Raw genomic sequence first — 15,312 nt, forward strand, 5'->3', positions numbered from 1 at the left:
GTCTCTCTCCAACGAAACGGGCGCCGGAATTCCGGCGCCCGTTCTTCATACTGGGTCCTGCGGCCAGGCGATTGCGTACCGCCCGGCATCGCCGATTGTCCGCTTCGTGATTTCGGGATCAGGGCGTCCGACCGCGCACCGCACGGGCAAGCATCGCCACGACGAAGAGCACGAGGAAGATCACAAACAGGATCTGTGCAATCCCTGCCGATGCGCTGGCGATACCGCCAAACCCGAACACCGCAGCAATGATTGCAACCACGAAGAAAGTTAGCGCCCAATAAAGCATTGGATTTCCTTTCTAATTTTGTTCACTGAATTAGTGAGTTCTGGCTTGATAACCTTTTCAAACTCGAGTCAGTTCCCGCCCTTTCGCAAAAAGCTGCTGAGACGGGCTGCATTTAAGACGGAGCTCATGAGAGAACACTCAGACCTGCGTCCAGCCACATTGACCGCAATTTTAGTGTCGGTTTGCCCCGCGCGACGGAACACCCGACCGGAGCAGCATCCCAGTTTCAAAAAAAATTGTTTTCTCATGGAACCTTTGCTCCTCGTCCGCGTTCGACACACAGGTGACCCCCAAGCACCTGTTAAGACTGGCGGGGACATCCCCGATTTACCTCTCCCCGCCAGTCTCTATCCCCATCCAGCGCATCAGCCCAAAGCGACAAAGCCCGACAGCTTTGACCCTCACGTTACACGGTGCCGTTCGACGCGCGTGGCCCCGTTCGACCGCCCTGCATCTGCCTTAAGGATTGCGCGATCTGGAGCCTTGCCTGCGCTTTCCGGGACGCTCCGGGAACGCTTTCCCGGATCAGGCGTTAGCAAGCAGAACCAACAGGAGATTGAAAATGTTAGAAGTCAGCAGCCTTGGCGGTCTTGTCATCCTGGCCCTGGATATCTGGGCCATCGTTTCCATCATCGGATCTTCCGCATCGACCGGGAAGAAAGTGCTCTGGGTGTTGCTTGTCCTGATCCTGCCCGTTCTCGGCTTTATCATCTGGTTGCTCGCCGGCCCGCGAAGCCGGAAAACTTTGGCCTGAGCCCTGCCCTCGCGCCGTCCCGATACCAATCGCACGACGCACAGGGCCAGCGCTACCGACGCTCAGTCGTTGCAACCAGCCAATGGATCGAAGAGCATAAGACCAAACGAGAGGTCATTTCGGCGACAGCACGGAACCCATGCCCATCAGACAAGAACTTGTTCATGCCAGAGACCTGATCCTGGGCGTCATCCGCGAGGTCGGAGAAAAGAACCTGTTTCTGATCGCGGCGGGCGTTGCCTTCTATTCCATGTTCGCCCTGTTTCCCGGGCTGGCGGCGATTATCGCCGTCTGGGGGCTGATCTCTGACCCGGGTGTGCTCGTCGAACAGCTGTCGACCGTGGATGACTTGCTGCCGGATCAGGTCCGCGATCTGGTGACCGGTCAGATGCAGGCGCTCGCCTCGACCAGCGGCGATACTCTTGGATGGACCGGCCTCGTGTCGACGATGGTTGCCATCTGGTCGGCCCGCTCTGGCGTTGCGGCGCTGATGCTGGGGCTCAATGCCATCCATGGCCGCACAAACCGGAATTCGATCCGGCATTATCTGACGGCGCTGGTGCTGACATTGACACTTCTGGGGGTGGCAATGGTGACAATGTCGGCCGTCGTCATCCTGCCCATTGTCCTGACTTTCGTCCCGCTTGGGCCCGTCTCCGCAATCCTGATCGAAGGCTTCAGATGGGCTGCCGCGATATTTGTCCTGCTGGCCGGAGTGGCCCTTCTCTATCGGTTTGGTCCAAACAATCGCGGCGAGCGAATGAAATGGGTGACACCGGGGGCTGCCATGGCGGTATCGCTCTGGGCTGTGGCATCCTTTGGCTTTTCCTACTACCTCAGCAATTTCGCGCATTATAACGAGGTTTACGGATCAATTGGCGCCGCCATTGCCATGCAGATGTGGCTGTTCATCTCGGCCTTCCTGATCCTGCTGGGTGCGGTGGTCAACCTGCAGCTCTCCGCCATGCGGCAGTCGGGCGCGACAACCGCCCAGACCGCCTGACCAGACCACCTGACCGCGATGGCCTGGGTCAGCCGCGCACCGCATCGATCATCAGCTGAACATTCTCCGGATCGGCATCCGGCGTTATCCCGTGGCCGAGGTTGAAAATATGCGGACCACCCGAAAACGCCTGAACGATCCGCCGCGTCTCTTCGATCAGGGCGTCCCCGCCGGTGACCAGATGCCCGGGCGCCAGATTACCCTGAACACATCCGTCTACCTGAACCTGCCGCGCCGCCCAGTCAGCCGAGACCGAATTGTCAATCGCGACGCAATCCGCCCCGGTCTCCCGGGCAAACCCGATGTAGCGATCGCCAGCCTCCCGCGGGAAGGCGATCACGGGGACCTCCGGATGCCGGGATTTGAGCGCCTGGATGATCCGCCGCGTCGGCGCCAGTGCAAAATCATCGAAATCCTGACCGGACAATGACCCTGCCCAGCTGTCGAACAGTTTCACGACCTCTGCCCCCGCTTCGATCTGAGCCGAGAGATACAGGATCGTTGCTTCGGTGATCCTGTCTATGAGGGATGTAAACAGGGCCCGGTTCTCGGATTTGAGCGCATGTGCCGGCGCCTGATCCGGCGTCCCGCGTCCCGCAATCATATATGTCGCGACAGTCCAGGGTGCACCGGCGAACCCGATCAGCGTCGTTTCCGACGGCAGTTCGCGCTTCAGAATGGACACGGTTTCGTAAACCGGGGCCAGCGTGTCATGCACAGCCTCAGCCGGCTTCAGGGCCGCAAACTCCTGCTCTGTCGTCAGGGTCGACAGCCGCGGCCCCTCCCCCGTCACAAACCACAGATCGGCACCAAGGGCCTGAGGCAGCAGCAGGATATCCGCAAACAGGATTGCGGCATCGAAGCCATAGCGACGGATCGGCTGCAACGTCACCTCGGCCGCCAGATCGGGCGTGTAGCACAGCGACAGGAAATCGCCCGCCTGTGCCCGTGTCGCCTTATATTCCGGAAGATACCGTCCGGCCTGGCGCATCATCCACACCGGCGGGCGCGCCTGCGTCTCCCCGTCCAGAGCTCTCAGGATTGTTTTTCTTTCGGTCATTGCGGCCTCCTTCCGCCTCTCGTCGCCGCGCAACCGGCGGGAGTCAAGGCGACGCACCCCTACAGCGCCACCTTGTCACGCAGCAGCCGCGGCACTAGACCGGCACCATGACACGCGCCTTGCCCAGTTCTGCCACACCTCTCAAGATCGGGACCCGGGGATCTCCGCTTGCGCTTGCCCAGGCGCATGAGACCCGCGACAGGCTCATGGCGGCGTTCGAGCTCCCGTCCGACGCCTTCAGAATTTGCGTGATCCAGACCACCGGCGACCGTGTACAGGATCGCCCCCTGAAGGAAATCGGCGGCAAAGGTCTGTTCACCCGGGAGATCGAGCATGCCCTTTTGACCGGCGGCATCGACATTGCCGTGCATTCGATGAAGGACATGCCGGTCTTGCAGCCGGAGGGGCTGGTTCTGGACTGCTACCTCCCGCGGGAGGACCCGCGTGACGCTTTTGTCTCAACCCTCTATGGCGGGTTGTCGGTCATACCGGCTGGCCAGACCGTCGGCACCTCCTCGCTGCGGCGGCGGGCACAGGTTCTGATCCGTCGCCCCGACCTCACTGTCGTGGAATTCCGCGGCAATGTGCAGACACGTCTGCGCAAATTGTCCGAAGGCGTGGCCGTTGCGACCTTTCTCGCCATGGCCGGGCTTCACCGCCTGAACCGCCCGGAGATCGCGACATCTGCGCTGACCCCGGAAGAGATGTTGCCGGCCGTGGCACAAGGGGCCATCGGCATCGAACGGCGGGCGGACGACACCGCCACAGCCGCATTGCTGGAGGCAATCCACGACCCGGAAACCGCGCAGCGCCTGACGGCCGAGCGCGCCTTCCTCGCGGCGCTCGACGGATCCTGCGAGACACCGATCGCCGGCCTGGCAGAGCTCGGCAATGGTCAGATCCGCCTGCGGGGTGAGATTTTGCGCCCCGATGGCTCCGAAAGCCTGAACGACGATCAGACCGCCCCGATCGAAGACGGCGCCGAGCTCGGACGCGCCATGGCAGCCGGTCTTTTGGCGCGGGCGGGCGACGGCTTTTTCGACTTCCGTACCTGAGGGATCAGGCTCTGGTCACGGCCTGGGCCGGGGACAGTCGCGCCCCTGATGGCAGGCCAGTATACGCGCGGCCGAGCCTGCCGGCGGATCGACAAAGATGTTGCGCCGGCACGGCTGGGCCTCCAGGACGAACGCCCCTCCTGACGCCTTGCGCAGGAATACGATCACCTCGGCCTCCTGCGGCGGCGCAGGCGCACACCAGATCGACTGGCAGGTCAGCGTGACCGTCACGGGGCCGGAAAACGGCGCAGTAAACCCGCCAGATGTCAGCGCCCGCCCCTCGATCCGGGCCGGAAACGTGACCGGCGGCGCCCCCTTGGGCCTGTTGCGCGGCACGCCGGTTATGTCATGCGACAGATGCCCCTCGACTATCACGTAGTCCGCCGCCTCTTTTTGCGCCAGCTGGTAGCTGGTGGCCACATCCGGCCGCATGCAGGACAGGGCCAGCGACGGCCCGGCCGATGCCCCAGTCATGAGCGCTAGGGCCGCGATCCGAAGCGGTGTCATATCTTTCCCCCCAGTTCCGCAAGAACCGCAGAATAGACGCCGCGCTTGAACGGCACGATATTGTCGACCAGAGCCGTGGGCGCCAACCATTGCCAATGCGAGAATTCGGGGTGCTCCGTGGCGATATTCACATCGGCATCAGTGCCGTTGAACCGCAGAAGGAACCATTTCTGTTCCTGGCCCCGGAACCGCCCTTTCCAGATTTTGGGAACAAGATCATGCGGCAGGTCGTAGGGGATCCATCCCGCCGTTTCCGCCTCTATCGTCACCTTGTCGGCGGTGACCCCGGTTTCTTCCCACAGCTCACGGAGCGCGGCATCTTTCGGGTCCTCGCCCTTGTCGACCCCGCCCTGCGGCATCTGCCAGGCCGGGCCGGGATTGTCGATCCGCTGGCCCACGAAGACATGGCCCTCTGCATTCACCAGCATGACGCCCACACAGGGGCGATAGGGCAGTTTCGCGATCTCTTCGGGGGTCATGGCGGCTCCTTGTCAGATTGAGCATAGACTTGCCCTTTGAGGGCACAAATCACAATCCGATAACGGTAAGTCAGAACGGGGAGGCGCCACGGCCATCGAACAGTGGACATGCCCCGCTGCCCGGGATCAGGACATGGCTCAGGCCCAGATCCCCTCGATCTCCGCCCGGATCCAGTCGCGGAACCGTTCGAAATGCGGCAGGGCACTGCTGCGTTCAGGGTAGATCAGCGAATAGGCCTGACCGGTTGCAAAATCGCGCGGGCTGAGCTTGCGCAACTTGCCTTCGGCGAGCGGACCCCGCGACAGGATCTCCGGCACCAGCGCCACGCCGAGGCCCCCGACCGCCGCATCCAGCACCATGTCGAAATGGTCGAACCGCGCCCCGCGCAGCGCCCCCCTCGGGTCAAACCCGAAATGCCGGCACCAGTCGGGCCAGAGCGTCGGGCGTGTGGACTGCTGCAAGAGCGGCAGGCGCAGGATATCTTCGGTCTGCATCGGCCCGGCCCCCGCCAGCGCCGGCGAGGCGACAACGATCAGCTCCTCATCCAGCAGATGCACATGATGCGCGCCGCTGGCCCTATGCTGGGTTCGCTGGATCGCCAGATCGAAAGGCTCCGTCTCGAAATCCACGGGCGAGAGCCGCGCGGCCATGTCGATCGACAGCCCGGGCATGGAGGCCTGAAAGGACCGCAGACGGGGAATCAGCCACATCCGCCCGAAGGTCGGCAGCACGGCCATGCGCAGCACCCGCGCCTGCCCGCCAAAGGCCATCACCGCCATGGCCGCATCGTTGAGCCGCTCCAGCAGCGGTTCTGCTTCGCGCAGGAAGGCCCGCCCCGCATCCGACAGCGTCAGCCGCTGCCGCGCCCGGATGAAAAGCGCCACGCCCAGCCGCGTCTCCAACCCCGAGATCGACCGCGACACAGCGCTCTGCGTCAGGCCCAGAGCACGGGCCGCCTGGATGGTCGTGCCGCCGCGCGCACAGGCGCAAAAGGCCTCAAGCTCGGCTACAGTGGGGGTATATCCATGACGCAAGGCGGCACCTCTATGCGTTTAGCTCATCAATTTGGGATGATTACTCGTTAGCTTCCACCGCTTCAATCCTATAAAGTCTCGTCAAACTCATAAGGGAGAGTATCATGGATGTTGAAAACCGCCCGATCCTGAAAGACAAAGACCGCCCCAATATGGCGAGCTTTTCCTGGGAAGACCCGTTCCTGCTGAACGATCAGCTGGAAGAAGAGGAACGCATGATCGCCGAGTCGGCGCGCACCTTCTCTCAGGACCGCCTCGCAAGCCGGGTCGAGAAGATGTACCTCGAAGAAGGTGTGGAGCCCGAGATCTTTGCCGAAATGGGCGAGGCCGGCATGCTGGGCGTGACTGTCCCCGAACAATACGGCGGTCTGGGCGCGGGCTATGTGGCCTATGGCCTCGTCGCGCGGGAAGTCGAGCGCGTGGATTCGGGCTTCCGCTCCATGTGCTCCGTCCAGTCCTCGCTGGTGATGTACCCGATCTACGCCTATGGCTCCGAAGAGCAGCGCCAGAAATACCTGCCGAAACTGTCCTCCGGCGAATGGATCGGCTGCTTTGGCCTGACCGAACCCGATGCGGGATCGGACCCCGCCGGCATGAAGACCCGCGCCAAGAAGACCGAGGGCGGCTATGTGCTGAACGGCGCGAAAATGTGGATCTCCAACGCGCCGATCGCCGATGTCTTTGTCGTCTGGGCCAAGTCCGACGCGCATGACGGCGCGATCCGTGGCTTCGTGCTGGAGAAGGGCATGAAGGGCCTCTCCGCCCCCAAGATCGGCGGCAAGCTGTCGCTGCGCGCCTCCATCACCGGGGAAATCGTTCTGGACAATGTGGAAGTGGGCGAAGAGGCCCTGCTGCCGCATGTCTCCGGCCTGAAAGGTCCGTTTGGCTGTCTGAACCGCGCCCGCTATGGCATCGCCTGGGGCGTCATGGGCGCGGCAGAAGATTGCTGGACCCAGGCGCGCCAGTATGGCCTCGACCGCACCCAGTTCGGCAAACCGCTGGCGGGCACGCAGCTCTACCAGAAGAAGCTGGCCGATATGCAGACCGAAATCACGCTGGGCCTGCAGGCAGCACTTCGCGTGGGCCGTCTGTTCGACGCGGCCAAGGCGGCGCCCGAGATGGTCTCCCTGATCAAGCGCAACAACTGCGGCAAAGCGCTGGATATCGCGCGGATCGCGCGGGACATGCATGGCGGCAACGGCATCCAGATCGAATACAAGGTCATGCGGCATGCCGCGAACCTTGAGACGGTGAACACCTACGAGGGCACGCATGATGTGCATGCGCTGATCCTCGGCCGGGCGCAGACCGGGCTGCAGGCGTTCTTTTGATTTTGGTGGCGCGGGCTTCGGCCCGCGCGACGGGAGGGGGGCGCTGCCCCCCTCTTCGCCTGCGGCCAATTCACCCCTCGGGATATTTTCGGCAAGAAAAAGCTGAGGGATTTTTGGTTTCAGCCGGGCCTTTGTCGAGGTAAGGCCTAGGCTGTCAGCGTGGCTGCCGACAGGAGCTGCTGCGTATAGGGATGCTGCGGGGCGTCGAAGATCTGCGCCGCCGTGCCCGTCTCCACCACGTCGCCCTGTTTCATCACCATGACCCGGTGCGACATGGCGCGCACCACGTTCAGATCGTGGCTGATGAAGAGATAGGCCAGCCCGTATTTCTGCTGCAGATCGCGCAGCAGGTCGACAATCTGGACCTGCACCGTCATGTCGAGCGCTGACGTCGGTTCGTCCAGCACGACCAGCCTGGGGCGCAGGATCATGGCGCGGGCGATGGCGATGCGCTGACGCTGGCCGCCGGAGAATTCATGCGGATAGCGGTCCATCGTGGCGGGGTTCAGCCCGACCTCTGTCATCACTTCGGCCACCAGCGCCCGGACCGGTTTGTCCACGGCCTTGCGATGGACGGAGAGGCCCTCCGCGATGATCTGCGCACAGGTCATGCGGGGCGAGAGGGAGCCGAATGGGTCCTGAAAGACGATCTGCATCTCCGCACGTTTGGCGCGCAGCTCCCGCGTGCTCCAGCCATGCACATCCTCGCCGAGGAAGCGGATATCCCCCTTGGACCCGATGAGGCGCATGATCGCCAGCGCCAGCGTTGTCTTGCCGGAGCCCGACTCGCCCACGATACCCAGGGTTTCGCCGGCATGGACGGAGATCGAGGCCTCGTTCACCGCCTGTACATAGCCCGTGGTCTTCTTGAAGAGGCCCTTCTGGATCGGGAACCAGATGCGCAGCCTGTCCGTCTCTGCCACCACGGGCGCATCCGGGGCCGCGGCCAGCGGCGCGCCGGTGGCATGGGCCGCCAGCAGTTTCTGCGTATAGGGGTGCTGGGGTGCGTCGAAGATGGCGGCGGTCGGGCCGGTCTCCACGATCTCCCCGTCTTTCATCACACAGACCCGGTCGGCAATGCGGCGCACGATATTGAGGTCATGGGTGATGAAGAGCATCCCCATGCCTTCTGACGCCTTCAGCTCTGCCAGCAGCTCGAGGATCTGCGCCTGGATCGTCACGTCGAGCGCCGTGGTCGGCTCATCCGCGATCAAGAGCTCCGGCCGGTTGGCCAGCGCCATGGCGATCATCACCCGCTGCCGCTGCCCGCCCGAGAGCTGGTGCGGATAGGCGTTGAGCCGGCTTTCGGGATCCCGGATACCGACCTTGGTCAGCAGATCAACGATCCGGTCGCGCACGGCCTCCCCGCGCAGGCCCTGATGCAGCTCAATCGATTCGGCGAGCTGCTTCTGCAGCGTGTGCAGCGGGTTGAGGGAGGTCATCGGCTCCTGAAAGATGAAGGAGATGTCATTGCCGCGCACGGACCGCAGCTGCGCCTGCGTGGCGCCGATCATCTGCTGCCCCTTGAAGGTGACGGAGCCCTCCACATGCGCATTGTCGCCCAGAAGCTGCACGGTGGAGAGCGCCGAGACGGATTTGCCGGAGCCCGACTCGCCCACCAGCGCCACGGTCTCTCCCCGGCCGACCTGAAAGGACACGCCCTTGACCGCCGGGATCAGCTGGCCATCCTGCCGGAAGGAAACCCGCAGGTCCTTCACGTCGAGCATCGGTGTGTCACTCATTGGAAGGTCTTTCTGGGGTCGAAGGCATCGCGCACGCCTTCAAAGATGAAGACCAGCAGCGACAGCATCACGGCAAAGACGAAGAAGGCCGTGAAGCCGAGCCAGGGCGCCTGCAGGTTCTGCTTGGCCTGCAGGGTCATCTCGCCCAGCGAGGGCGAGGAGGACGGCAGGCCGTAGCCGAGGAAGTCGAGCGCGGCGAGCGACCCGATTGCCCCCGTCACGATGAAGGGCAGCATGGTCAGCGTGGCCACCATGGCATTGGGCAGCATGTGGCGGAACATGATGGTCATGTTGGACACGCCCAGGGCCCGCGCCGCGCGGACATATTCCAGGTTCCGGGCCCGCAGGAATTCTGCCCGGACAACGCCGACAAGGGCCATCCAGCCGAAGGCCACCATGAGGAAGACCAGAAGCCAGAAGCCGCGCCCGAGGATCGCGAACAGGATGATGATGACGTAGAGCTGTGGCACGCCCTGCCAGATCTCGATCACGCGTTGGAAGATGAGGTCGGTCAGCCCCCCGAAGAAACCCTGTACAGCCCCCGCGAAAATCCCGATGAGCGACCCCATGGTCGAGACGAGGAGGGCAAAGACGATCGACAGGCGGAAGCCGTAGATCGCGCGGGCCAGCACGTCGCGCTTGGTGTCATCCGTGCCCAGCAGGTTCGCACCGCGCTGATCGGCGGGCAGCAGGCCCCAGCGGCTTTCGCCATCCGCATCGGTATAGCTGCCGATCACATTGGGCGGCAGGGGCGCCGCGCCGGGGCGTTCGACGGGCGTGTCGAAGGAATAGGGGATGATCGGCCAGAGCGCCCAGCCCTTCTCGATCTGCTCGCCCTCTATCTCCCCGTCCTGCGCATCCGCGATATAGCCCTCAGGGTCGTCGAAACACAGATCCAGCCCGCCCGTCTCGATCAGGCATTTGACCTCCGGATCGCGATAGATCGCCTCCGTCTGGAAATCGCCGCCGAAGGTCGTCTCCGGGTAGAACTTGAAAACCGGGAAGTAAAAGTCGCCCCGGTACTGAACGAGGAAGGGTTTGTCGTTCGCCAGGAACTCCGCAAAAAGCGAGATGCCGAACAGGACGATGAAGATCATCAGCGACCAGAAGGCGCGGCCATTGCGGCGGAAGTTGCGCAAGCGGCGGCGGTTCAGCGGTGACAGGGCGAACCGGCCCTGATCCGAAGGGGGGACGGGTGCCGGGGCGGTCTGGCCCGGCTCGCGGCCGGGCAGCGGGTCTGTCTCGGATTGCACCATCTCAGCCCTCCCTCCGTTCGAAATCGATCCGGGGGTCGACAAAGACATACATGAGGTCCGAGAGGATCCCGACGAAGAGCCCGATCAGGCCAAAGACGAAGAGCGAGCCGAAGATGATCGGATAATCCCGCGCCACCGCGGCCTCGTAACCAAGCCTGCCCAGCCCTTCGAGGGAAAACAGCGTCTCGATAATGATCGATCCGCCGAAGAAGACCCCGATGAACACCGCCGGAAAGCCCGCGATCACGATCAGCATCGCATTGCGGAAGACATGGCCATAAAGCACCCGCCGCTCCGAAAGCCCCTTTGCCCGCGCGGTCATCACGTAATGCTTCTTGATCTCGTCAAGGAAACTGCTTTTCGTCAGCAGCGTCAGCGTCGCGAAGCTGGAGATGGTGGAGGCGATCACCGGCAGGGTGATGTGCCAGAGGTAGTCGAGGATCTGCTGCCACCAACTCATCGTCGCGAAATTGTCGGAAGTCAGACCGCGCAGCGGGAAGATCCGCCAGTAGGACCCGCCGGCAAACAGAACCAGAAGCAGGATCGCAAAGAGGAAGCCGGGGATCGCATAGCCCGCAATGATCGCGGCAGAGGTCCAGCTGTCGAAACTCGTCCCCTCCTTCACCGCCTTGCGGATGCCCAGCGGGATGGAGATCAGATAGGCCAGCAGGGTCGACCACAGCCCGAGAGAGATCGACACCGGCAGACGGTCCACGACAAGGTCGATCACATCGGCCTTGCGGAAATAGCTCTCTCCGAAATCGAAGGTCAGGTAATTGCCGATCATGTTGAGGAAGCGCTGCAGCGGCGGCTTGTCAAAGCCGAATTCCTTCTCAAGCTGGGCGATGAATTCCGGCGGCAGCCCACGGGCGCCCGCATAAGTCTCTGACGAATTCCCGGCAGAGCTTTCCAGCCCCATGTCGGTCTGCCCGCCGGAGAAGGAGCCGAAGACGTCCCCCTGCCCCTGCTGCTGGGCGATGATCTGTTCGATCGGCCCGCCCGGCACGAACTGCACCAGCGCGAAGTTGATCACGAGGATTCCGAACAGCGTCGGAAGCACCAGAAGGATGCGTCGGAGAATATAGGCGCCCATGACGGCGGATTACCTCAGAGCACCGGCGGCTTTCAACTCTTCCGCGCGGGCCTCGTCGACCCACCAGAAGTCCATCTCGCCCGTGGCGAAAGCCGGCATATTCTCGGGATGGCGATACATGTCGTAATAGGCCAGCCAGTTATCCGCCTTGTAATAGGCCGGAACGATGAAGAATTCATAGCGCAGCGCCCGGTCGAGTGCGGTCAGCGCCAGCGTTTCCTCTTCCTTCGTTTCCGCAAAAAGCGCCGTATCGATCAGCTTGTCGATCAGCGGGCTGGCAATGCCCGCCGGGTTGAAGACGGAAATCGCCGCCTGTTCGGACCCATAAAGCTGCATGAGGCCGGTGCCCGCACCAAGGAAGGTGCGGTAGCCGTCAAAGATCATGTCATAGTCACGCTCGCGCGACCGCAGCGTGTACTGGCTGGGATCGACCTTCTCGACCTTCGCGTTGACGCCCATCTGCTGGAGGTTCTGCACATAGGTGCCCACCAGGCTCTCCATCGTGGGGGAGCCTGAGGAGTTGATCGGGATGACGATATCCAGCGTCTCGCCCGCCTCGTTGCGGCGCATCCCGTCAGAGCCAACGGCCCAGCCCGCCTCGTCCAGCAGCCCCATGGCGGTCCGCAGGTTCTTACGGTCCACGACGCGGGTGGCAGAGGAGGTATGCGGCATCCGCACCGGCTCCGTCAGCATCTCCTCCGGCACCAGATCGCCCAGCGATTTCAGCAGCTCCAGCTCCGCCCCAGAGGGCACATCCTGCGCCTGTTGCACCGTGTCCTGAAAGAAAGACTGACGCTGGCTGAACAGCCCGTACTGAAGGCTCTCGTTCGACCACTCGAAGTTATAGCCCAGCGCCAGCGCCTCCCGCACCCGCTTGTCCTGCAGCTTTTCCTTGCCGAGGTTGAAGACAAACCCAACGTTTGTCGGCGGGTTGCCGTCGGGGATCTCTTCCTTCGTCACCCAGCCGTTCTGCACGGCGGGAAATTCGTATCCCGTCGCCCATTGCTTGGAGTTCGTCTCCGCCCGGAAGGTATAGACCCCGGCCTTGAATGCCTCAAAGGCGGCGGTCTCATCGGCGAAATATTCCACCCGGATCGTATCGTAATTATGCCGACCGACGTTCACCGGCAGGTCCTTGCCCCAGTAGTCGGGGTTACGTTTGTACGTGATGCGGCGGTTCACATCGTAACTGTCGATCATATAGGGCCCGGAACCGGGAGAGGTCTCCATCCGCGGCTCATCAAGCCGCGCGCCCGTCTCCTCGAACCACTTCTTGGAGAAGACATCGACCGCGCCAACCTGGGAAATCAGCGAACGGCGGGAGATATCCGGCGCGAAGGTGAATTTCACCGTATGTGCGTCGATCACCTCAGCGCCCGTCACGCGCTGCTTGACCGCCTGCGCATAGGAGGGCAGCCCCTGTTCCAGAAACAGGTTGTGGGAAAACACCACGTCCTCTGCCGTGAGCGGCGTCCCGTCCGAAAACTTCGCCTCCGGCCGCAGATGGAAGATCACCCAGTTCACGCCCGGATCATATTCCAGGCTTTCGCAGAGCAGGCAGTAAGAGGCCGCATATTCATCCGCCGGCGCCCCGCCATCCAGAAGCTGTTCATACATCATCGACGACAGCGCCCCAGCGCGGCCCTTGCGGGAATAGGGGTTCATGCTGTCGAAGGTGCCGGAGGCGTCAATCGCAAATTCCCCGCCCTTCGGCGCATCCGGGTTCACGTAATTGAAATGCGTGTAATCCTCCGGGTACTCCAGCTCCCCGTAGAAGTTGTAGCCATGCGCTTTGAGGACGGTTTCCCCTGCTTCATTGGTCGTCTCTTCCACCTGGTGGCTTTCCGACCGGGCCATCTGTCCGGCAATACCGGCGGTCAGCAGACCGAGAGCCAGGATCGCGCCCCCTTTGCGCAGGTCCGCGCGGGTCAGGGTTTGGCTACGGCTGCGGCTCTGGGGCATTTAGGTCTCCTCGGGTCCGGAAAATCGGGCTCTGCCTGTCGAGGTAAGCTAAATGAGCGCCGCGACCACATTCAAGTTGAGAATGCGTGACCGGCGCGTGAGGGAACTCCCAATCTCAGACTTGCCCGCCGCAGGTCAGGCAGCGTCACGGTCCAGCGCCATCAGCAGCGCCGGAAGGCTGTTTTGGCCCCAGTGTTCTGCATATTGCCCGTTTGCCACGCGCACGATGTCGATCACGTCGATCTGGGTTGCACGCCCGGTCGGCGCCCGCCCCATCAGGGGCGCGGAAAGCGTGCCGTGAAACGACTTGCGCGTGACAACCTTATCTCCCTCCCGGATCTGGTCGTGGATTTCCACCGTCAGGTCCGGGAATGCGGGCCAGAGCACCTGTGAAAATGTCGCCCATATCCCGTCCGCGCCCGGCGACATGCCCGGCGCCGCAGTGCGGTTCACGAAATCCGGCGCCATGATCTCGTCGAACGCAGCGCGGTCCCGCCCGGCGATCACATCATGGTTAAAGCGCAGAACGACATCCTGAGGGGTCATATCCCGTCTCCATTTATACAGTTTAACTGTATAAATGTCCTACCCCCATTCCGGCCCCGCCGCAACTATGCGATAGCGACCCCATGACAGATGATCCGGATATCGCGCATCAGGCAGAGGCCCTGCGCCTCGCCATCAGCGGCTTTGTCCGCCGCACCCGCGCCGGGGCCGATGCGCCATCGGGCGCGCGGGCCGAAACCCTGCACCTGCTGGACACGGCGGGCCCGCAGAGCATCGCGACCCTCGCCCGTGCCCGTCACGTCAAACATCAGAGCATGCGTCTGGTCCTGCGCGAACTCGAACAGGACGGCATCGTCAGCGCCACCCCCGACCCCGCCGATGCACGTGGACGCCTCTACCAGCTTACCGCCATGGGGCGCGCGCATCTCGAAGGGCTGCGCGACCGGAAACGCAACTGGATCACGACCCGCCTCTCCGAAGATCTGACGGCGGCAGAACGCGCCGAACTGGCGCGCCTCATCACCCTGCTCGACCGGCTTGACGACAAGACCAACTGAACAAAGCAAAAGGGCCGGCGTCCCACGACACCGGCCCCGTCAATTCGGATCAGAGCAGGATCAGTTGCTCAACGTCTGGAGATAAGCAATGAGATCGGCCCGGTCCTGAACTTTTTTCAGACCGGCAAAGGACATCTTCGTACCAGGCGCGGAACCGCGGGGGTTTTCCAGGAAGGTGCTCAGATGCTCTGGCGTCCAGCTGTCGAAATGTTCCTCCAGCGCGCCGGAATAGGCAAACCCGTCAACCGCATCGACCGCACGGCCGACAACGCCATCCAGATGCGGGCCGGTTGCGTTGGAGCCGTCGATCTTGTGGCAGGCCTTGCACTTGCCAAAAACCTTGGCACCTGCTTCGGCATCGGCAGAGGCGAAGACCTCCTCGAAGGACGGACCTTCCTCGGCGGCACCCGCGTCTTCCTCGGCGCCCGTGTCAATCACATAGGCCTGCACGTGTTCGTCACCATGGCCGCCGGCCTCCGTGTCATAAAGCAGTTCGGCAGCCCAGTTTCCGAGCAGAAATACCAGCAGCGTCCCGCAGAAAGCCCCGCCGACCTTGGTCAGTGTCATGGTGTCGAACATATGTCGCGCGTCCCTGATGTTTCGTCAGTGTTCGGCGCGTATCTATATGCTTCCCCTCCCCTGACGCAAGGTGTACTTACCGCGACCAATCGCCCGGGGGTCA

Annotated in this window: 16 protein-coding genes; 5 read left to right on the forward strand and 11 right to left on the reverse strand. The window is 62.8% G+C overall.

The annotated features are described in order from the left end of the window. Positions 1 to 118 precede the first annotated feature (118 nt). Positions 119 to 289, reverse strand: coding sequence for a DUF1328 domain-containing protein (locus ACRARG_RS09375; RefSeq protein WP_432689743.1), 171 nt, complete (start codon positions 287 to 289; stop codon positions 119 to 121). Positions 290 to 851: 562 nt separating this feature from the next. Here ACRARG_RS09375 and ACRARG_RS09380 point away from each other — a divergent pair. Then, positions 852 to 1,043: a PLDc N-terminal domain-containing protein gene (locus ACRARG_RS09380; RefSeq protein ID WP_432689744.1), complete on the forward strand. Its 192-nt coding sequence runs from the start codon at positions 852 to 854 to the stop codon at positions 1,041 to 1,043. A gap of 139 nt (positions 1,044 to 1,182) precedes the next feature. Further along, positions 1,183 to 2,046, forward strand: a complete 864-nt coding sequence (locus ACRARG_RS09385; RefSeq protein WP_432689745.1) for a YihY/virulence factor BrkB family protein — start codon at positions 1,183 to 1,185, stop codon at positions 2,044 to 2,046. Between the two features lie 28 nt (positions 2,047 to 2,074). On the opposite strand, the gene hemE is transcribed toward ACRARG_RS09385, so the two are convergent. After that, positions 2,075 to 3,106, reverse strand: coding sequence for a uroporphyrinogen decarboxylase (gene hemE, locus ACRARG_RS09390; RefSeq protein WP_432689746.1), 1,032 nt, complete (start codon positions 3,104 to 3,106; stop codon positions 2,075 to 2,077). Between the two features lie 107 nt (positions 3,107 to 3,213). Between hemE and hemC the strand changes: the two genes are divergently transcribed. Further along, a complete protein-coding gene (gene hemC / locus ACRARG_RS09395) occupies positions 3,214 to 4,161 on the forward strand; it encodes a hydroxymethylbilane synthase (RefSeq protein WP_432689747.1) in 948 nt (315 codons plus the stop codon). Positions 4,162 to 4,176: 15 nt separating this feature from the next. Here hemC and ACRARG_RS09400 read toward each other — a convergent pair whose 3' ends face one another. The 3 genes from ACRARG_RS09400 to ACRARG_RS09410 all read right to left on the reverse strand — a co-directional run bounded on the left by ACRARG_RS09400 (position 4,177) and on the right by ACRARG_RS09410 (position 6,182). Beyond that, positions 4,177 to 4,668 carry a hypothetical protein gene (locus tag ACRARG_RS09400; protein WP_432689748.1) on the reverse strand — a complete coding sequence of 164 codons (492 nt, stop codon included), beginning with the start codon at positions 4,666 to 4,668 and terminating at the stop codon, positions 4,177 to 4,179. Next, positions 4,665 to 5,147, reverse strand: a complete 483-nt coding sequence (locus ACRARG_RS09405; RefSeq protein ID WP_432689749.1) for an RNA pyrophosphohydrolase — start codon at positions 5,145 to 5,147, stop codon at positions 4,665 to 4,667. Before ACRARG_RS09405 ends, ACRARG_RS09400 begins: the two co-directional genes overlap by 4 nt. A 138-nt stretch (positions 5,148 to 5,285) precedes the next feature. After that, on the reverse strand, positions 5,286 to 6,182 hold the full coding sequence (locus tag ACRARG_RS09410) for a LysR substrate-binding domain-containing protein (protein WP_432689750.1): 897 nt from the start codon (positions 6,180 to 6,182) through the stop codon (positions 5,286 to 5,288). A gap of 104 nt (positions 6,183 to 6,286) precedes the next feature. Between ACRARG_RS09410 and ACRARG_RS09415 the strand changes: the two genes are divergently transcribed. After that, a complete protein-coding gene (locus ACRARG_RS09415; protein WP_432689751.1) occupies positions 6,287 to 7,513 on the forward strand; it encodes an acyl-CoA dehydrogenase in 1,227 nt (408 codons plus the stop codon). Positions 7,514 to 7,659: 146 nt separating this feature from the next. On the opposite strand, the gene ACRARG_RS09420 is transcribed toward ACRARG_RS09415, so the two are convergent. From ACRARG_RS09420 to ACRARG_RS09440, 5 genes are all read right to left on the reverse strand, one after another. Next, positions 7,660 to 9,255 (reverse strand): ABC transporter ATP-binding protein, encoded by a 1,596-nt coding sequence (locus ACRARG_RS09420; RefSeq protein ID WP_432689752.1) that lies wholly within the window; start codon positions 9,253 to 9,255, stop codon positions 7,660 to 7,662. After that, entirely contained in the window at positions 9,252 to 10,511 is a 1,260-nt protein-coding gene (locus tag ACRARG_RS09425) for an ABC transporter permease (protein WP_432689753.1), read from the reverse strand. Before ACRARG_RS09425 ends, ACRARG_RS09420 begins: the two co-directional genes overlap by 4 nt. A 1-nt stretch (position 10,512) precedes the next feature. Then, positions 10,513 to 11,604, reverse strand: coding sequence for a microcin C ABC transporter permease YejB (locus tag ACRARG_RS09430; RefSeq protein ID WP_432689754.1), 1,092 nt, complete (start codon positions 11,602 to 11,604; stop codon positions 10,513 to 10,515). Positions 11,605 to 11,613: 9 nt separating this feature from the next. Next, a complete protein-coding gene (locus ACRARG_RS09435) occupies positions 11,614 to 13,566 on the reverse strand; it encodes an extracellular solute-binding protein (RefSeq protein WP_432689755.1) in 1,953 nt (650 codons plus the stop codon). A 135-nt stretch (positions 13,567 to 13,701) separates the two neighbouring features. Continuing rightward, positions 13,702 to 14,112 carry an ester cyclase gene (locus ACRARG_RS09440; RefSeq protein ID WP_432689756.1) on the reverse strand — a complete coding sequence of 137 codons (411 nt, stop codon included), beginning with the start codon at positions 14,110 to 14,112 and terminating at the stop codon, positions 13,702 to 13,704. Between the two features lie 83 nt (positions 14,113 to 14,195). On the opposite strand from ACRARG_RS09440, the gene ACRARG_RS09445 reads away from it, so the two are divergent. After that, positions 14,196 to 14,630, forward strand: a complete 435-nt coding sequence (locus tag ACRARG_RS09445; RefSeq protein ID WP_432689757.1) for a MarR family transcriptional regulator — start codon at positions 14,196 to 14,198, stop codon at positions 14,628 to 14,630. 60 nt (positions 14,631 to 14,690) lie between these two features. Here the strand turns inward: ACRARG_RS09445 and ACRARG_RS09450 are convergent, their stop codons facing one another. Further along, the gene (locus ACRARG_RS09450) at positions 14,691 to 15,209 is read right to left on the reverse strand and encodes a c-type cytochrome (RefSeq protein WP_432689758.1); all 519 of its coding nucleotides are present in this window, start codon (positions 15,207 to 15,209) and stop codon (positions 14,691 to 14,693) included. Positions 15,210 to 15,312 lie beyond the last annotated feature (103 nt).

This window comes from Pseudooceanicola profundi (assembly GCF_050897955.1).
GTDB lineage: Bacteria > Pseudomonadota > Alphaproteobacteria > Rhodobacterales > Rhodobacteraceae > Pseudooceanicola.